This window comes from Acuticoccus sp., from assembly GCF_965213555.1.
GTDB lineage: Bacteria > Pseudomonadota > Alphaproteobacteria > Rhizobiales > Amorphaceae > Acuticoccus.
On record NZ_OZ243890.1, the window covers coordinates 2,247,853 to 2,265,017 of the forward strand.

The window sequence follows — 17,165 nt, forward strand, 5'->3', positions numbered from 1 at the left end:
CTCCGATCCGGCCGCCCGCGCTGCCGGTCGCCTCGCTCGCCGCACCGGCCGTCCCGTCGGACCCTTCGTGGCAGGCGGATGCCATATGTCGAGGGCGCGCGCCAGCTTGCGTTGGCGTCATCGCGGCACGAACGAGGTTGCCGCCCGCCCGTTATCGCCCAACCGCCCGCGGTGGCAAGCGTCGAAGGTCGGCGACGTTGATCTGCACGGATCGTCCGGCTATATGCGATTGAGCGACCTCGCGACGCGCGAGGCCGTGCGGGCGACGTGGAACGGGTCAAGGACGGGGTCTGGGCTGAGCGATGGCAGTCTTCTTCTCGCGAGCGACGACGGACGGCGCCACCGGCGCGGACACGATCGCCGCCACCAACATCCGCGAGATGCTGAAGGACGCCGGTCTGCGCCCGACGCGCCAGAGGATGGCGCTCGGCGGCATCCTGTTTGCGCGCGGACATCGGCACATCTCAGCCGAGGGACTGCACGAGGAGGCGATCGTGGCGAAGGTGCCGGTGTCACTCGCCACCGTCTACAACACGCTGCACCAGTTCACCGAGGTGGGCCTCCTGCGCGAGATCGCGGTGGACGGCACCAAGACCTACTTCGACACCAACACCGACGATCACCATCACTTCTTCGACGAGACGACCGGCGACGTCACCGACATCCCGCAGGCGTCGCTCTCCCTCAGCCGGGTGCCGGAGGCGCCGGACGGGATGGAGATCTCCCGCGTCGACGTCGTCGTCCGCGTGCGCCCGAAGCCCTGACCCGCTAGTCGCGGTGCGGCCTTAGCTCAGTCCACCGACTCCGTGGGGTAGACGCCCCAGAGCGTGCTCTGGGGCACCAGCCCCGCCCAGTCCGCGCCTTCGATGGCGCACCACGTCCCGTCGCAGCGGTTGATCCGGACCAGCACGTGCGGCTCGAGCCAGGCGGTGGGCTCCGCATCCTCCACGGGACGATCGCGCAGCGGCACCGGGTCGCCTTGCGCCCACGGGCTCACGATCGCCGTCCGCCGGCCCGACAGGAGCGAGGCGTGGATCCAGCCCTCCTCGCCGTCGGCGTCGCGCACCCTGCGCCAGTTGTCGAACTCACGGACGATCTCCACCGGCAGACCGGACTTGGTGAACGTCCACTTGATCTTGTACGAGCGGGACGGACCCCGCCGCACGTTGACGCGCTCGGACGCGAGGCTGACGAAGCGGGGCAGCGGCAGTCCGCTCGGGCCGCGCTCGATGGGATCCGCCGCTTCGCCCGTGTGCACGCCCCCGACGGCGAGGAGGGCTGCGATCGCGCAGCGGCACATGTGCATGGTCGTGCGGTGCATGGTGGGACGGTCCAGCTCCCTGCGAGTGGCGCGGCGGCTCGGTGGGACCGTCGCACGCGCCGGGTTGCGCCAACGTTACCGATCTGCGAACCACGACGCCCGCGCTGGGGAGGCGCCATGGCCGACACCGTCATCGTCACCCGCAAGCTGCCTGCGCCGGTCGAGGAGCGCATGCGTGAGCTGTTCGACGTGGAGCTCAACCCCGACGACCGGCCGCGCACCCAGGCCGAGCTCGTCCAGGCGGTGCGCCGCGCGCGCGTCCTCGTGCCGACCATCACGGACCGGATCGACGCCTCCGTGCTTGCCCAGGCCGGCGACCGCCTCGGGCTCATCGCGAACTACGGCAACGGCGTCGACCACATCGCGGTGGAGGCGGCCGCCGAGCGCCGGATCGTGGTGACGAACACGCCTGGCGTCCTCACCGAGGACACCGCCGACATGACGATGGCGCTGATCCTCGCGCTGCCGCGCCGGATCGTGGAGGGCGTGCGCATCATGGAGGAGCGCGCGTTCCCCGGCTGGTCGCCCACCTGGATGATGGGCTCGCGGGTCTGGGGCAAGCGGCTCGGCATCGTCGGCATGGGGCGCATCGGCGCCGCCGTCGCGCGGCGAGCCAAGGCGTTCGGCATGAGCGTGCACTACCACAACCGGCGACCCGCGGCGCCGTCCATCGCCGAACCGCTCGGCGCCACGTACTGGCAGAGCCTCGACCAGATGCTGGCGCGCATGGACTTCGTGTCCATCCACTGCCCGCAGACGCCGGCAACGTATCACCTCCTGTCGGCGCGGCGCCTGGCGCTCCTCAGACCTGAGGCGATGCTCGTCAACATCGCCCGAGGCGACATCGTCGACGAGGCCGCGCTCATCGCCCAGCTCGAGGAAGGACGGCTCGCCGGCGCCGGGCTCGACGTCTACGCCGGGGAGCCTGCGGTGAACCCGCGCCTGTCGGCGCTGGCACGGGATGGGCGCGCGATCCTGTTGCCGCACATGGCCTCCTCCACCGTGGAGGGCCGCATCGACATGGGCGAGAAGGTCATCATCAACATCCGCACCTTCCTCGACGGACACCGCCCGCCGGACCTCGTGCTGGCCGGGCTGCCGCTCGTCCACGGCGCTGCCCGCGCGTGAGGTTGCGCGACGCTAGGCGGTCGTCGCCAAGGGTGCGTTGCGCCGCGACGCGTGCCGGCCTAGGAGGTGGGTGGCCGCACGCGCCGCCGAGGCCGGCGCGGCCGGTCCGAAGGACCGCGTCGTTCGTCGCCGCGATCCAGGGTGCGGAGCGACCCGCTCCGCCTCGTCCTGCGTTCCAAGGATGTCGCCTATGACCGCCCCCGCAAAGCTCCGACGCGCCCGACGCGTGGCGCTCGTCGTCGCGCTCGCTGCCGCGACGGCCGGCTGCATGTCGCAGCAGCGCTTCACCACCGCTTCGGTGCGCCCAGCGCCCTCGCAGCCGGTCATCCGGGCCGATCTCGCGCCGCCACCCGCGGCGGACGTGCCCGAGGCGCCGATCTCGCAGGAGCCCCTGCCGGACGCGACGGGCACCATCCCCGGTGGGACCGAGGTCGCGGTCGCCGACCCGAACGCGTTGCCGGCGGAGCCTGCCGCTCCACAGGTGGCGCGTACCGACCTGCTCGGCGGATGGACCGTCGCGAGCGGGGGCGACAGCTGCCAGCTCTTCATGTCGCTGACGACGTGGACGGGGGGCTACCGGGCGTCCACCCGAGGCTGCTCCTCCGACGAGCTCGCCGGCATCAGCGCGTGGGACCTGTCGGGCGCCACCGTGACGCTGAAGGGCGGTGACGGTGGCGCGCCCGTCGCGACCCTCGCGGCGACGTCGCCGCAGCAGTTCGCCGGCTCGACGGCGAGCGGCGCCGGCATCACCGTCTCGCGGTGACCTTGGCGGCCGGCGCCGTTACTTGAGAAGGACGAGCGCCTTCTCCCCGCCCACGATCGGCAGGTCGTAAGGGTTGGCCATGTAGTCGAAGAGGTTCGGGAACGGCACGACGCGGTCGATCCGCTCGCGGGCGGTGCTGAGCTCGTCCATCAACTCGTCGGTCACCTTGAACTCGAAGCGGCGACGCTCCGTGGACCAGGCCACCACGTCGCCCACCTCGAGCCGGTCGTGATGCAGGATGAAGGGCAGCGTCGGGGTGGATGGCATCTGCTGGCGTGCCATGCCGGTGAGGCCGAACGAATCGTCGAACACCAGCGTGCCGAAACCCTTGTCCGCCGCCTCCATGATGCGCTTGGTGGTCGACACGTGGTCGTCGAAGTAGACGAGGGCGCGTGACGGCACGGCCCCGAAGTCGATCTGCGAGAAGTCCTGATCGGTGACGTAGCGCGTGCGCTCGCCGTCCTCGTCGCGAAACTTGAGGGCCGAGAGGTCGGGGTCGATGGCGACGATGCGGCGCACGTCCTTCGACCGGTGGAACGCGAACAGCGAGCTGCCGCGGAACACGCCGCTCTCCACGTAAAGCTCCGGCTTCACCAGGGCGGCGAGGACCGACAGGTTGACGAAGTCGTGCTCGCGGATGCCGCCGCGGCCGAACAGGCCGAGCTCGCGCCCCGCCGCGAGGCCGTCGAGGATGGTTGCCTTGGTCGTGGCGCCGAGCGTCCCCTTGCCGTCGAGGTGCCGCAGGAAGTGGTCGGTGGCGACCTCGATCGCGAGCGTCGCGAACCGCGCGTAGAGGCCGTCGCTGACCTCGATGCCCGCCTGCGACGCCTTGCCGACCTCGAGGTAGCCGCGCTTGCCCTCGCCCATGGCTGCGTTGCCCGTCGCGGCGGACCCGCGCGCAGCTCGCACCGCGCGGCGATCACGACGCGCGCCCTCGCTGCCGCCGCCCGCAGCTCGCCGCTCGGCCCGGACGGCGGAGCGGCGAGCGCGCCGCTCGTCCGTCGCGGCCTCCGCCGACGTGCCCTCGCCGGCGGCCGCGCTGCGGCGCTCGCGTTTGGCGGCGCGCGCGCCGGCGCCTCGCTTCGCGCCGGCTTCTGCATCCGTGCCAGCCTCCGCCGATCCGGCGGTGGCGGCGCGACGACCGCGGCGCTGGCCCTTCCCTGTGGCCGCGCCTTCGCCCTCGCCCTTCCCCTCGGCGCGCTCCGCCCGCTTGGCGGCACGCCGCTCCCGGGTGGCCGCGCGGGCGGCGGGGTCGCGTGCCGTGGCGCCGGAGGCGGCGGACTTGCGTGCCGCGCGCCGTGCCTTGCGGTCGCTCTTCGGATCGTCCGACGATCCGTCGTCCGTCGTGTCGTTGGCCAAGGTTCGCCCCTCGCAGCGTCAGCGGACGGCGGCGTCTTCGCCGGCCTTCCCCGACGAACGGCTAGCATCCTGCGCGCAAGCGGTCCACGCTCGCACGCGGCGCGAGCGCACCGTTCACAGGATGAAGCGCGACAGGTCCGCGTTCTTGGCGATCTCAGCGACGCCGGTGCGCACGTAATCGCCGTCGATGGTCAGCGTCTCGCCGGACCGGTCCGTCGCCGTGAACGAGATGTCGTCGAGCACGCGCTCGATCACCGTCTGCAGCCGCCGCGCGCCGATGTTCTCCACCGTCGCGTTGATCTCCACCGCGACCTCGGCGATGGCCTCGATGCCGTCGTCGGTGAAGGTCAGCGTGACGCCCTCCGTCCCCATCAGTGCCGAGGCCTGCTTGATCAGCGAGGCCTCGGTCTCCGTCAGGATGGAGCGGAAGTCCTCCTTGGTGAGCGGCGACAGCTCGACGCGGATCGGCAGTCGCCCCTGGAGCTCGGGCAGAAGGTCCGACGGCTTCGACACGTGGAACGCGCCCGACGCGATGAACAGGATGTGGTCGGTCTTAACCTGACCGTGCTTCGTTGCGACCGTCGTCCCCTCGACGAGGGGGAGGAGGTCGCGCTGCACGCCCTCGCGCGAGACGTCGCCGCCGATGCGGTCGGAGCGCACGGTGATCTTGTCGATCTCGTCCAGGAAGACGATGCCGTTGTTCTCCACCTGACGCAGCGCCTCCTTGGTGAGCTTCTCGTCGTCGAGGAGCTTGTCGGACTCCTCGTTGACGAGGATCTCGTAGGAATCGCGCACCGTGGTGCGGTGGGTCTTCTTCTGGCCGCCGAAGGCCTTGCCGAACATGTCGCCGAGGTTGACCATGCCGATGTTGGCGCCGGGCATCCCCGGCAGCTCGAAGTTCGGCAGCTGGGGCGCGGCGACGATCTCGACCTCGATCTCGCGCTCGTCGAGCTCGCCGGAGCGCAGGCGCTTGGCGAACGATTCGCGCGTGCCCGGCGAGGCAGTCTTGCCGACGAGGGCGTCGAGCACGCGCCCCTCCGCGGCAAGGTGCGCGGTGGCGCGCACCTCCTTGCGGCGCCGCTCGCGCACCTGGGCGAGGCCGATCTCCACGAGGTCGCGCACGATCGACTCGACGTCGCGGCCGACGTAGCCGACCTCGGTGAACTTCGTCGCCTCCACCTTGATGAACGGCGCGTTGGCGAGCTTGGCGAGGCGGCGCGAGATCTCCGTCTTGCCGACCCCGGTCGGGCCGATCATCAGGATGTTCTTGGGCATTACCTCCTCGCGCAGGTCGCCCTCGAGCTGCAGTCGGCGCCAGCGGTTGCGCAGCGCGATGGCGACGGCGCGCTTCGCCTCCTTCTGGCCGATGATGTGCCGGTTGAGCTCGGAGACGATCTCGCGGGGGGAGAAGTCGGTCATGGATGTCCTTTCCGCCGGCGTGCGGTCCGCCCCGCCGGCCGCCGCCCGTAGCGCGGCGTCAGCGTGTCAGGCCGCCTCGAGGGTTTCGATGACGAGCTGGTCGTTGGTGTAGACGCAGATGTCGGCGGCGATCGCCATGGCGCGGCGCGCGATCTCCTCCGCCGACAGGTCGGCGTCCGCCAGCGCACGCGCCGCGGCGAGCGCGTAGTTGCCGCCCGAGCCGATGCCAGCGATGCCCTGCTCGGGCTGGAGCACGTCGCCGTTGCCGGTAATGACCAGCGTCTCAGTGCGGTCGGCGACGATCATCATCGCCTCGAGGTGCCGAAGGTAGCGGTCGGTCCGCCAGTCCTTGGCGAGCTCGACGGCGGCGCGCATGAGCTGCTCGGGGTACTGCTCCAGCTTGGCCTCGAGGCGCTCCAGGAGGGTGAAGGCGTCGGCGGTGGCGCCGGCGAAGCCCGCGATCACGGAGCCCTTGCCGATGGGGCGCACCTTCCGTGCGGTCCCCTTGATGACGGTCTGCCCCATGGAGACCTGGCCGTCGCCCGCCACGACCACCTTACCGCCCTTGCGCACCGTCAGGATGGTCGTGCCGTGCCAGGCCACGTGGGTTGCGTGTGTCATGTCCTCAACCATGTCGTTGCCCGCGATATGGGCAGCCGGCCGAGGGCGCACAACGCTGGCGGACTGCCGCGGAGCGCCGCCCGACGCCGCGCGGATGTGGGCGATCGCGGCTTGCCGGGCGCAGGCGCTTGCAACGTGACGATGCCGTCCGGCATATGAGCCCAGCACGGCTGTTGCGGCGCGGCCCCGATCGACGGCCGTCGCGCCGTCGATCGTCGGCGGCGTGCGAGACGTCGCAGACCTGTCAACCAAGGAGACCGTTCCGATGTTCAAGAAGACGATCATGGCTGCGCTGGCGCTGGTCGCCGCATCGCTCGTGCCGGCCCTCGCCGCGGACCTCGATCCCCGCCTCCAGGAGCGCGCGGCGGTGGTCGACGAGGGGCCCGAGGGCCGCGTGCGCGTCGGCGTGCTCGCGTGCACCATCGAGGGCGGCGTCGGCTTCATCATCGGCTCGTCGAAGGCGGTTGTGTGCACCTTCACGAACAACCGGCAGGGCGTGACGGAGGTCTACGTCGGGACGATCCGGCGGTTCGGCCTCGACATCGGCTTCACCGGCGAGCAGTACCTGCGCTGGATCGTGTTCGCGCCCCAGGCGGCGAACGCGACGGAGCGCCTCGCGGGGACCTACACCGGCCTTTCCGCCGGAGGCGCGCTCGGCCTCGCGTTCGGCGCCAACGCGCTGCTCGGTGGCTCCGCGGACTCCGTCGTGCTGCAGCCGTTCAGCCTGCAGGCCGGCACCGGGCTCAACCTGGCCGCCGGCGTGACGAGCTTCCGCATCGAGCGGCAGTAGGCGCACCGCGTTGGGCGGTCGGTCCTTGCGACCGGCCGCCCAAGGACCTGGCGTCAGGCGGCGACGGTTCGCGCCTCGGGCTCGGAGCGGTACAGCCAGACCCGTGCCGGCGGCAGGTTCGCGAGCACCCAGCGCGAGGTGGACCAGGTGATGCCGACGAGGCCCTTCACCGCAGGGACGAGGGCGTAGGAGAACTGGATGAACGGTGCGCCCGGCGCCATGGCACCCATCGCCTGCGCCAAGAGCGCCTGACGCTCGGGAAGTGGGCGGGTGAACAGCGGCAGCCCCGACACCACCGACGCGACCGGCGGGTCGCCGAGCTGCGCCAGGACGTCGCCGAGCGCGTAGGCGTTGGCGTGCACCACCGTGGCCGCGGGGAAGCGCGTACGCAGGAGCCCGCAGAACTCCGCCGAGGCCTCGATGAGGACGAGCCGCTCGGCGGCCACTCCGCGCTCCAGGAGCGCCTGCGTGACCGCGCCCGTCCCCGGTCCCAGCTCGACGATGACGCCGGGCCGCTCGGCCTCTACGTAGGCCGCCATCAGCCGCGACAGCTCCTGGCCCGACGGTGCCACCGCGCCGGTCTTCAAGGGGCTCTCCGCCCACGAGCGTAGGAAGCGCCCCTCATCGACCAGCCGGCCTCGGAGGCGGCGAAGCCGCCGACGCGTCGTGTCCGAGGGCCGCAGCTCGTCCTCCGCTCGGCGCGCGAGGCAGCGCAGCTCCTCCAACAGGCGCAGCTCGCGCAGGGAGGTTTGCCCGGCACGGTGGCGCGCGCGCAGCGCCCGCATCTCCTCGGCGATGCGGGCCTCGATCTCGCGGGCGCGCTGGCGGGCTTGGTCGATCATCAGGAGGCTCCGGGGAGGGCGCGCCCGCGGCGCAGCGTGCTACTGGGAGAGGTTGTCGAAAAATTCCTTCGCGCGTGAGAAGAACCCGTGACTCTCCGGGTGGTTCTCCGTCGAAGAAATCTCCTCGAACTCCGTCAGTAGCTCGCGCTGGCGACGCGTCAAGTTCTGCGGCGTCTCCACCGCGACCTCGATGTACATGTCGCCGATCTGGCTCGAGCGCAGCAGCGGCATGCCCTTGCCGCGGAGCCGGAATTGACGCCCGGTCTGGGTCGCCTCGGGGAGCTTCACCCGCGCCTTCTCGCCGTCGATGGAGGGCACCTCCACCGATCCACCGAGCGCCGCGCGCGCCATCGAGATCGGCACGCGGCAGTAAAGGTCCGCCCCTTCGCGCTGGAAGAAGTCGTGCGGCCGGATCGACAGGAAGATGTAAAGGTCGCCGGGAGGCCCGCCCATCAGCCCTGCCTCGCCGTCGCCGGCGAGGCGGATGCGCGTGCCATCCTCGATGCCGGCAGGGATGTCGACGGACAGCTCGCGCTCCCGCGCGACGCGTCCCGATCCACCGCAGGTGGTGCAGGGATCGCGCACGACCTGGCCACGCCCCGCGCAGGTGACGCAGGTCCGCTCCAAGGTGAAGAAGCCCTGGCTGACGCGCACGCGCCCTGCCCCGTGGCAGGTGGGGCAGGCGACGGGCTCGGTGCCGGGTCGCGAGCCGGAGCCCTCGCACACCTCGCAGGTGGACGACGTGGGCACTTGGATCGTCACCCGCTTGCCCTGGTGGGCGTCCTCGAGGTGAATCTCGAGGTTGTAGCGCAGGTCCGAGCCGCGCGTGCGCCCGCCGCCCGGGCGAGGGCCGGCGCCGCGCGCGCCGCCGAAGAACTCGTCGAAGATGTCGCTCATCGCCGAGGCGAAGTCGTTGCCGAAGCCAGGGCCCGCGGCGCCGCGGCCCTCGAACGCGGCGTGGCCGAAGCGGTCGTAGGCCGCGCGCTTCTGCGGGTCGCGCAGCACCTCGTAGGCCTCGGTGCACTCCTTGAACCGCAGCTCGGCCTCCGCGTCCCCCGGGTTGCGGTCCGGGTGGTACTGCATGGCGAGCTTGCGGTAGGCGGCCTTCAGCGCCCTGTCGTCGACGGCGCGCGTTACCCCGAGGAGGTCGTAGTAGTCGCGCTTCTGTGTGGCTGCCATTGTGCCGGGACTTTGGGTGGGCGCGCTGCGCCGTTCTCGCATGACGGGGCCACGGCTAGGACGGCCGGGCCGGAGGGAGGGGCCGCGCGCCTGCGCGACCCCGACGCTCGGTCCGAGCGGTTACGCCGAGCGCTTGCGCTCGTCGTCCTGCACCTCCTCGAAGTCCGCATCCACGACGTCCTCCTTCTCATCGGAGGCGCCAGGCGCGCCCGGCCCCTGCTGGTCGTCGTCGCCGCGCTGACCGGCCGCGTACATCGCCTCGCCGAGCTTCATGGACGCCTGGGCGAGCGCCTGCGTGCGGGCCTCGATGGCGGCGGGGTCGTCGCCCTCGAGCGCGGTGCGCAGTTCCGCGATCGCCGCCTCCACGGTGGACTTGTCGGAGGCGGCGATCTTGTCGCCGTTCTCCGACAGCATTCGCTCCGTCGAGTGGATGAGCGCCTCGGCCTGGTTCTTCGCCTCGACGACGGCGCGCCGTCGCTTGTCCTCCTCGGCGTGGCTCTCAGCGTCCTTCACCATCTGCTCGATGTCGGAGTCGGACAGCCCGCCCGAGGCCTGGATGCGGATCTGCTGTTCCTTGCCGGTGCCCTTGTCCTTGGCCGACACGTTGACGATGCCGTTGGCGTCGATGTCGAACGCCACCTCGATCTGCGGCACGCCGCGCGGCGCCGGCGGGATGCCCACGAGGTCAAACTGGCCGAGCATCTTGTTGTCGGCTGCCATCTCGCGCTCGCCCTGGAAAACGCGGATCGTCACCGCCGACTGAGAGTCCTCGGCGGTCGAGAAGACCTGGGACTTCTTCGTCGGGATCGTCGTGTTGCGGTCGATGAGCCGGGTGAACACGCCACCCAGCGTCTCGATGCCCAAGGACAGCGGCGTCACGTCGAGGAGGAGGACGTCCTTCACGTCGCCCTTCAGCACGCCACCCTGGATCGCTGCGCCGATGGCGACGACCTCATCCGGGTTGACCCCCTTGTGCGGCTCCTTGCCGAAGAAGTTCTTCACCATCTCATGGACCTTCGGCATGCGCGTCATGCCGCCGACGAGGACCACCTCGTCGATCTGTCCCGGGGAGAGCTCGGCGTCCTTCAGCGCCGCCCGGCACGGACCCATCGTGCGCTCGACAAGGTCCTCCACGAGCTGCTCGAGCTTGGAGCGCGACAGCTTCATGGTGAGGTGCTTCGGGCCCGACGCATCGGCGGTGATGAACGGCAGGTTCACCTCGGTCTGCGTCGTCGACGACAGCTCGATCTTCGCCTTCTCGGCGGCCTCCTTGAGCCGCTGCAGCGCGAGCTTGTCGCGGCGCAGGTCGATGCCCTGGTCACGCTTGAACTCCTCAGCGAGGTAGTCAAGGATCCGGATGTCGAAGTCCTCGCCGCCGAGGAACGTGTCGCCGTTGGTCGACTTCACCTCGAAGACGCCGTCGCCGATCTCGAGGATCGACACGTCGAACGTGCCGCCGCCGAGGTCGTAGACCGCGATCGTTTTGCCGTCCTTCTTGTCAAGACCGTAGGCGAGGGCCGCGGCGGTCGGCTCGTTGATGATGCGCAGCACCTCGAGGCCGGCGATCTTGCCGGCGTCCTTCGTGGCCTGCCGCTGGGAATCGTTGAAGTACGCCGGCACGGTGATGACGGCCTGCGTGACGTTCTCACCGAGGTAGGATTCGGCGGTCTCCTTCATCTTCTGCAGGATGAAGGCGGAGATCTGCGAGGGGGAGTAGCCTTTGCCCTGCGCCTCGACCCAGGCGTCGCCGTTGTCGGCCTTGGTGATCTTGAAGGGGACGAGGCCCTTGTCCTTGTCCACCGTCGGATCGGAGTAGCGCCGTCCGATGAGGCGCTTGACGGCGAACAGCGTGTTCTCAGGGTTCGTCACCGCCTGACGCTTCGCCGGCTGGCCGACGAGGCGCTCGCCGTCCTCGGTGAAGGCGACCATCGACGGGGTGGTGCGCATGCCCTCGGCGTTCTCGATGACCTTGGCGTTCTTGCCATCCATGACAGCCACGCACGAGTTCGTCGTGCCCAAGTCAATGCCGATGACCTTGCTCATACGTTCTCCTTTATGGCGGACCGGCGGGACCCATCAGGCGTCCCGAGAAGCGCGACACCGGTCCCCGGTTTCGCGTTGTGGGTGCGGGGCCAAAGCGTCCCCGTACAGGCGGTGGATATAAGAATGTGACGAAGTCACACAAGGCGGTGATCAACCCGCGAGCGAAGCCCCTCAGCCGCGCGTCGCCGTGAGGTCGATCGCGACCTCGACCTGCGGCGCGAGGGTCCCTCCCGCGGGATCGCTCTCCTGGGCGACCCCGTACGTCAGCCGGTCGAGGGTCGCGAGCCCCGCGGCCGTCGCGGTGTCGCCCTCGATGTCGAGGGTGAAGCGCAGCGTGACCGGGGCCTCGACGCCACGAAGGGCCAGCGTTCCGCGGGCCTCGTAGCCGCCTTCCTCGAGCGCGACGATCTCGGTTGCGGCGAACGTCGCCGTCGGGCTCGTGGCGATGGCGAGGCCGTCGGGACCCTCGAGCTGGGTCGCGGAGATGCCGTCGCCGGCGATGGTGGCGCTGTCGAGGTCGAGCGTCGCCGAGATGGAGGACGCCGCGAGGTCGTCGGGGTCGAAGCGGATGTCGGTGCGGAACGAGCCGATGGTGCCTTCAAGGCGCGCGCCTTGGTAGTCGACCGCGAACGCCACCGTGCTGTCGGCCGGTACCAGCGTCCACGAGGCAGGACCCGCTGGTGTCGCCGGCTCGATCACTGCCACGGCGACGTCGCGCAGATCCTTGCCGACCACAGCTCGGTCGGCTGGTCCGGAGCCCAGCACCCTCGCCTGGTCGGGCGACACGCCCGTCGCCGCGATCGCCTTGCCGTCGCGCCGCGCAAGGGCTGCGGCGCCGATCATCGAGGCCGCGAACGCGACCGTGACGAGCCAGGTCGTCGCGTGTCCGTAGGCGTTGCGCGCGCCGTCGCCTCGCCGGCCGAGCCCCATGCGGGAGAGGAAGCCGCCCCCGGCGAGCTGGTGCTTCAGCGCCCCCGCGACGTGGAGGAGGACCAGCGTGCCCATGGCGTAGGCGAGGATCACGTGCACGCCCTCGCTCACATCGGCGAGCTGCTCGCGCCCCTCCGCCGAGACGCTCGCGAAGCCAGGCAGGTGCGGCCACGGCAGCCAGTCGACGAAGTAGAGCTCGGTCTCGACCTGGATGCGCGACACGGTGATGAGGAGCCATCCCGACAGCGGGATGATGAGGAGGAGCGCGTAGAACGTGGCGTGCACCGCGCCCGACACCTGCCGCTCCAGCGTCGAGACGGATGCGGGCTCGACCGGCGGCGGGTTGAACGTGCGCCACAGGATGCGCGCCACGGTGAGGACCAGGATGGTGACGCCGACGCTCTTGTGCAGCTGGAAGACGGTGTATTGGGCCTGCGAGCCCTCGCCGAGGACCTCGGTCATCAGGTAGCCGCCGGTGATCTGCGCGATCACGAGAAGCGCGATCGTCCAGTGCAGGACGATCGCGCCGGTCGTGTAGCGCGACGCACGGAACGGCGCTTCGGTGGTCGTCGGCACGCGGGGCGTCTCCGGCTGGATGGCGGGGCGGAGCGCCGCGCTCGGTGCTCCGCCCCGCCGTCGAGGGTCGTGCTGGGTGGGGGCGGACGTGCGGCCGCCCGCGTCTTCGTAAGGACGGTGCCTGACGCTCGCCGGCGAGCGTCAGCCCTGGTGCTGGAACTCGGCCTGGATCTCGATGGTGACCTCGTCGCCGATGGGGCCGAGCAGCCCCTCGTTGCCGAACTCCGAGCGCATGATGGTCCCCGTCGCCGTGATGCCGAGGGTGGGCGTGCCGCTCATCGGGTGCGCCGCAGCCCGGTTCAGCGTGGTCTCCAACGTCACCGGACGGGTGGTCCCCGCGACGGTGAGGTCGCCGGTCACGTTGGCGGTGGTCTCGCCGGTCACCTCGATCGCGGTCGTCTCGAACGTGATCTCCGGGAACTCGGCGGTGTTCATGAACTGCGCCGACTCGATCTCGGCGTTGAAGTCCTTCTCGCCGGGGTGAAGCGTCCGCACCTCCTGGCCGTTGATCGTCACCGTCATGGTCGAGTTGGCGACGTTCTCGGCATCGAGCTCGATGGTGCCGTCGATGGCGTCGCGGCCGAACATGCCGGTGTAGTCGGAGAAGCCGAGGTGGCTGATCTTCCACACGACGGAGGCATGCTCCTGGTCGATGGTGTAGGTGCCCGAGGGGACGTCGATTGACTGGGCTGCCGCAGGGAAGGCGAGCGCCAGCGACGTGGCGGCAGCAAGGGCAAGGCGCATGGTGAGCTCCGGTTCGTTTCTGGTCGGCGTCGGGCCGAGGGGCACCGCGCCAGCGCGGGGCGCAAGACGACCCCACGGCTTGCCGCGACAGATAAGCTTGCGCGACGGCAACGAAAGGTCGCCGGCCTCGCCGAGGGGAGGCACCCGCTCACATTCCGTTGACCGGACGCAGCCAGCGGCGCGGACCCTGCGGTGAGCGATGCTCCGCTCGAGGGGCTTGCTGTCCTTCCGGGCCGGTTGTCGGCCGCCGAGCAGCGCGCGCTCGCCGACGAGGTGGCGGACGTGATCGCGGCGGCGCCGCTGTTCACACCGGTGATGCCGCGCACCGGCGCCCCGTTCTCGGTGCGCATGACGAACTGCGGGCCGCTCGGCTGGGTCGCCGACCGCGCCGGCTACCGCTACCAGCCGACCCACCCCGAGACCGGCGACCCCTGGCCGGCGATGCCGCAACGGCTCATCGACCTCTGGTCGGAGCTCGGCGCGCCCGCTGATCCCGAGACGTGCCTCATCAACGTGTACGCGCCGGGAGCACGCATGGGGCTGCACCAGGATCGGGACGAGGGGACCTTCGACGCGCCCGTGGTCTCGGTGTCCCTGGGCGACACGGCCGTGTTCCGCATGGGCGGGACGACGCGTCGTGGCCCGACGCGCTCGGTCCGGCTCGCGTCCGGTGACGTCGTGGTGTTCGGCGGGGCCGCGCGGCTGATGTACCACGGGATCGACCGCGTCCTCGCCGGCTCGTCAACGCTCCTGCCCGGCGGGGGGCGCATCAACCTCACCCTAAGGAGGGTCACGCCGTGGACCACGCCCTCACCCAAGCCGCGGTCCTCGCGGTGACGCTCGCAGGCGCCGCGGCGCTCGCCGACGAACCCGTGATCGAGGGGGTGCGCATGACCGTCGCCGCCGACGGCTCGGCGACGGTCGCCGTGACCGCGCGCCACGCGGTGGACAGGCAGCACGGTGCCGGCCCACCGGTCGAGGCCGTGCTGCCACGCTGAGGCCGTGCCGCCGGCGCCGCCGTCCGGTTGCCGCATGCCCTCGAAAGTTTGCCGCGCGGTGCTAAACTGCGTGCGATGGACATGGATGTGGATGCAACCCGCGTTCGAGGCGCGGACGGCGATCGCGTGCCGTCCGCCGAGCGCTCCGTATCTCATGACCTCGTGCCCAAGGGTCTGCCGGACGATCACCCCGAGGTCCGCTACGGCCGCATCGGAGTCCTCCTCGTCAACCTCGGCACGCCGGAGGCGACGAGCTACTGGCCGATGCGCCGGTACCTCAAGGAGTTCCTGTCGGATCGCCGTGTCATCGAGGTGCCGCGCATCCTGTGGTGGCCGCTGCTCAACCTCGTCATCCTGACGACGCGACCGGGCCGCTCGGGCAAGGCCTACGAGGAGGTTTGGGACCGCGAGCTCGACGAGTCGCCGCTCAAGACCGTCACGCGAAGCCAGGGCGAGAAGCTCGCTGCCGCGTTCGCCGCCGATCCGCACGTGCAGGTCGACTGGGCGATGCGCTACGGCCTACCGCCCATCGCCGAGCGCCTCGACGCGCTGCAGCGCAAGGGCTGCGAGCGCATCCTCCTCGTGCCGCTCTATCCGCAGTACTCCGCGGCGACGACCGCCACGGTCAACGACAAGGCCTTCGATGCGTTGAAGGCGATGCGCTGGCAGCCGGCGATCCGCACCGCGCCGCAGTACTGCGACGATCCGGTCTACATCGACGCGCTCGCCCGCTCGCTGGAGGCCCACCTCGCCTCGCTCGACTTCGAGCCCGAGCTCGTGCTCACCTCCTACCACGGCGTCCCGAAGGAGTACCTCTTGAAGGGCGATCCTTACCACTGCCAGTGCCACAAGACGACGCGCCTCCTGCGCGAGCGGCTCGGCTGGCCGCAGGACCGGCTCCTCGTCACCTTCCAGTCCCGCTTCGGCAACGCCGAGTGGCTGAAGCCCTACACGGACGAGACGGTCAAGGCGCTCGCGCACCGCGGCGTGAAGCGCCTCGCGGTGATGACGCCGGGCTTCGTCACGGATTGCCTCGAGACGCTGGAGGAAATCGGCGGGGAGAACGCGGAGTACTTCCTGGAGGCCGGCGGCGAGCGCTTCTCCGCGGTCCCTTGCCTCAATGACACCGAGCTCGGCATGCACGTCATCGAGACGGTCGTCCGACGGGAGCTGATGGGCTGGCTTTGAACAGATGCTCGCGTCAGCCGAAGGCGTTCGTCGGCGGTGTCGACAGGATCCGCACGTCCTCCCCCTCAAGGACGGCGCAGCTCAGCCGGCCCGTGGCGAAGGCGCCAGTGTCGACGTTCACCCTGTAGGGCGTCACCTCCGCCTCGCGCACGGGGGTGTGTCCGTGCACGACGCGGTAGGGGAGCGGACCCTTGTAGCGCAGGAAGTCGTCGCGGATCATCGCGAGGTCCTCGGCGGTCTGTCGTTCGAGGGCGACGTTCGGCCGGATGCCGGCGTGCACGAACAGCACATCACCCATCAGGTGCGTGCGCGTGAGCGAGCTCAGGAACGCGAGATGCTCCCGTGGGATCACCTGGAACAGCGCCGTGTGCGTCGCGATGGGGTCGGGCGAGACCGGATTGACCTTCACTCCGTAGGAGGCGAGCGTCGACACCGCACCGTTCTGCACCCAGCCCTTCAGCGTGAAGGGGCGGTCGAGGAAGGCAAGGACGTAGTCCTCATGGTTCCCACGCAGGCAGACGACGCGGCGCCCCCGAGGCCGTCTCGCGGCGAGGGCGGAGACGACGTCGGCCGACGCAGGGCCGCGGTCGACGTAGTCGCCGAGGTAGACCTCGGTCACCGCCTGAGAGGGCCGGCGCTCTAGATCGTCCTCGACGAGCCCCCACAAAGCGCGAAGCGCGCCGATCTGACCGTGGATGTCGCCGACCGCGTAGACGCGCCTCCCCTCGGGTAGCCGGAAGCGCGTCGACGGGGCGGCGCGTCCGCCGAAGATGCGCGTGAAGATGCGCGCGATGATGTTCACGCCCTTATCCCCATACAGCTGGCGAGACGACGCGACGCTTCAAAGAATTCCCGTCCAGGCTCCTCCAATACATGTCTTATCGTGCTTGTTGACATGTCTGCGCAGCGACAATAGTTGCAGTGTGATGTTTGGCGGTAGGGCGGAACCAAGTTCATGTTCATGCGTGCCACTGCTGCATCCTGGTTGCGATGACCAATCGAACGTCTACCCGGCTTCCACGGCGCCTCAAGCCAACTCGCGCCGTGCTGGCCCTTGCAGCGTCGATCGTAGTAAGCGGGCTGTCGGCCGGCGACGTCGCGGCACAGCAGCGCTCGACCGTGCGCATGCTTCAGCTCTCGCTCCTCCCGGACACCGATCCCTCGGCGCCGGACCCGATGCAGGACCGCGCCGACAGGCGGACGCAGCGCATCATCGCACAGACCCCGTCCTGCCGGCGGACGCCGCAGCTCCCGCAATGTCGAT

At 70.4% G+C, this 17,165-nt stretch carries 17 protein-coding genes; 7 read left to right on the plus strand and 10 right to left on the minus strand.

Annotated elements, in window-relative coordinates:
* Positions 1-302 precede the first annotated feature (302 nt).
* The gene (gene irrA, locus ACOOE8_RS10660; RefSeq protein WP_420391459.1) at positions 303-764 is read left to right on the plus strand and encodes an iron response transcriptional regulator IrrA; all 462 of its coding nucleotides are present in this window, start codon (positions 303-305) and stop codon (positions 762-764) included.
* 26 nt (positions 765-790) lie between these two features.
* On the opposite strand, the gene ACOOE8_RS10665 is transcribed toward irrA, so the two are convergent.
* Positions 791-1,321, minus strand: coding sequence for an SH3 domain-containing protein (locus ACOOE8_RS10665; RefSeq protein WP_420391460.1), 531 nt, complete (start codon positions 1,319-1,321; stop codon positions 791-793).
* Between the two features lie 117 nt (positions 1,322-1,438).
* On the opposite strand from ACOOE8_RS10665, the gene ACOOE8_RS10670 reads away from it, so the two are divergent.
* Positions 1,439-2,449 carry a 2-hydroxyacid dehydrogenase gene (locus ACOOE8_RS10670; protein WP_420391461.1) on the plus strand — a complete coding sequence of 337 codons (1,011 nt, stop codon included), beginning with the start codon at positions 1,439-1,441 and terminating at the stop codon, positions 2,447-2,449.
* Between the two features lie 190 nt (positions 2,450-2,639).
* Complete coding sequence (locus tag ACOOE8_RS10675; RefSeq protein WP_420391462.1) at positions 2,640-3,212, plus strand: AprI/Inh family metalloprotease inhibitor; 573 nt, start codon at positions 2,640-2,642, stop codon at positions 3,210-3,212.
* Positions 3,213-3,230: 18 nt separating this feature from the next.
* On the opposite strand, the gene ACOOE8_RS10680 is transcribed toward ACOOE8_RS10675, so the two are convergent.
* The 3 genes from ACOOE8_RS10680 to hslV form a co-directional block, all read right to left on the minus strand.
* Positions 3,231-4,571 (minus strand): hypothetical protein, encoded by a 1,341-nt coding sequence (locus tag ACOOE8_RS10680; protein ID WP_420391463.1) that lies wholly within the window; start codon positions 4,569-4,571, stop codon positions 3,231-3,233.
* Between the two features lie 114 nt (positions 4,572-4,685).
* A complete protein-coding gene (hslU, locus tag ACOOE8_RS10685; protein WP_420391464.1) occupies positions 4,686-5,990 on the minus strand; it encodes an ATP-dependent protease ATPase subunit HslU in 1,305 nt (434 codons plus the stop codon).
* A gap of 66 nt (positions 5,991-6,056) precedes the next feature.
* Positions 6,057-6,611 carry an ATP-dependent protease subunit HslV gene (gene hslV, locus ACOOE8_RS10690; RefSeq protein WP_420391465.1) on the minus strand — a complete coding sequence of 185 codons (555 nt, stop codon included), beginning with the start codon at positions 6,609-6,611 and terminating at the stop codon, positions 6,057-6,059.
* Positions 6,612-6,876: 265 nt separating this feature from the next.
* Between hslV and ACOOE8_RS10695 the strand changes: the two genes are divergently transcribed.
* Complete coding sequence (locus ACOOE8_RS10695; protein WP_420391466.1) at positions 6,877-7,401, plus strand: DUF992 domain-containing protein; 525 nt, start codon at positions 6,877-6,879, stop codon at positions 7,399-7,401.
* A 53-nt stretch (positions 7,402-7,454) separates the two neighbouring features.
* On the opposite strand, the gene ACOOE8_RS10700 is transcribed toward ACOOE8_RS10695, so the two are convergent.
* The 5 genes from ACOOE8_RS10700 to ACOOE8_RS10720 form a co-directional block, all read right to left on the minus strand.
* Positions 7,455-8,129, minus strand: a complete 675-nt coding sequence (locus ACOOE8_RS10700; RefSeq protein ID WP_420394682.1) for a class I SAM-dependent methyltransferase — start codon at positions 8,127-8,129, stop codon at positions 7,455-7,457.
* A 153-nt stretch (positions 8,130-8,282) separates the two neighbouring features.
* Positions 8,283-9,422 carry a molecular chaperone DnaJ gene (gene dnaJ / locus ACOOE8_RS10705; protein WP_420391467.1) on the minus strand — a complete coding sequence of 380 codons (1,140 nt, stop codon included), beginning with the start codon at positions 9,420-9,422 and terminating at the stop codon, positions 8,283-8,285.
* Between the two features lie 120 nt (positions 9,423-9,542).
* Positions 9,543-11,465 (minus strand): molecular chaperone DnaK, encoded by a 1,923-nt coding sequence (gene dnaK, locus ACOOE8_RS10710; RefSeq protein WP_420391468.1) that lies wholly within the window; start codon positions 11,463-11,465, stop codon positions 9,543-9,545.
* Positions 11,466-11,636: 171 nt separating this feature from the next.
* The gene (locus ACOOE8_RS10715) at positions 11,637-12,971 is read right to left on the minus strand and encodes a cytochrome b/b6 domain-containing protein (protein WP_420391469.1); all 1,335 of its coding nucleotides are present in this window, start codon (positions 12,969-12,971) and stop codon (positions 11,637-11,639) included.
* Between the two features lie 141 nt (positions 12,972-13,112).
* On the minus strand, positions 13,113-13,715 hold the full coding sequence (locus ACOOE8_RS10720) for a YceI family protein (RefSeq protein ID WP_420391470.1): 603 nt from the start codon (positions 13,713-13,715) through the stop codon (positions 13,113-13,115).
* A gap of 192 nt (positions 13,716-13,907) precedes the next feature.
* Here ACOOE8_RS10720 and ACOOE8_RS10725 point away from each other — a divergent pair, with 192 nt between their 5' ends.
* The 3 genes from ACOOE8_RS10725 (at position 13,908) to hemH (ending at position 15,901) form a co-directional block, all read left to right on the plus strand.
* On the plus strand, positions 13,908-14,552 hold the full coding sequence (locus ACOOE8_RS10725) for an alpha-ketoglutarate-dependent dioxygenase AlkB family protein (protein WP_420391471.1): 645 nt from the start codon (positions 13,908-13,910) through the stop codon (positions 14,550-14,552).
* Positions 14,513-14,713, plus strand: coding sequence for a hypothetical protein (locus ACOOE8_RS10730; protein WP_420391472.1), 201 nt, complete (start codon positions 14,513-14,515; stop codon positions 14,711-14,713). The genes ACOOE8_RS10725 and ACOOE8_RS10730 overlap by 40 nt, the downstream gene beginning before the upstream one ends.
* 126 nt (positions 14,714-14,839) lie before the next feature.
* Positions 14,840-15,901, plus strand: coding sequence for a ferrochelatase (hemH, locus tag ACOOE8_RS10735; protein WP_420394683.1), 1,062 nt, complete (start codon positions 14,840-14,842; stop codon positions 15,899-15,901).
* A gap of 13 nt (positions 15,902-15,914) precedes the next feature.
* Here the strand turns inward: hemH and ACOOE8_RS10740 are convergent, their stop codons facing one another.
* Positions 15,915-16,703 carry a metallophosphoesterase family protein gene (locus ACOOE8_RS10740; protein ID WP_420391473.1) on the minus strand — a complete coding sequence of 263 codons (789 nt, stop codon included), beginning with the start codon at positions 16,701-16,703 and terminating at the stop codon, positions 15,915-15,917.
* Positions 16,704-17,165 lie beyond the last annotated feature (462 nt).

Bases quoted from the DNA above. Each gene is read 5' to 3' on its own strand.
- hslV (WP_420391465.1), bottom strand. From the start codon at position 6,611: ATGACACACGCAACCCACGTGGCCTGGCACGGCACGACCATCCTGACG.
- ACOOE8_RS10695 (WP_420391466.1), top strand. From the start codon at position 6,877: ATGTTCAAGAAGACGATCATGGCTGCGCTGGCGCTGGTCGCCGCATCG.
- hslU (WP_420391464.1), bottom strand. From the start codon at position 5,990: ATGACCGACTTCTCCCCCCGCGAGATCGTCTCCGAGCTCAACCGGCAC.
- dnaK (WP_420391468.1), bottom strand. From the start codon at position 11,465: ATGAGCAAGGTCATCGGCATTGACTTGGGCACGACGAACTCGTGCGTG.
- ACOOE8_RS10670 (WP_420391461.1), top strand. From the start codon at position 1,439: ATGGCCGACACCGTCATCGTCACCCGCAAGCTGCCTGCGCCGGTCGAG.
- irrA (WP_420391459.1), top strand. From the start codon at position 303: ATGGCAGTCTTCTTCTCGCGAGCGACGACGGACGGCGCCACCGGCGCG.
- ACOOE8_RS10720 (WP_420391470.1), bottom strand. From the start codon at position 13,715: ATGCGCCTTGCCCTTGCTGCCGCCACGTCGCTGGCGCTCGCCTTCCCT.
- dnaJ (WP_420391467.1), bottom strand. From the start codon at position 9,422: ATGGCAGCCACACAGAAGCGCGACTACTACGACCTCCTCGGGGTAACG.
- ACOOE8_RS10675 (WP_420391462.1), top strand. From the start codon at position 2,640: ATGACCGCCCCCGCAAAGCTCCGACGCGCCCGACGCGTGGCGCTCGTC.
- ACOOE8_RS10665 (WP_420391460.1), bottom strand. From the start codon at position 1,321: ATGCACCGCACGACCATGCACATGTGCCGCTGCGCGATCGCAGCCCTC.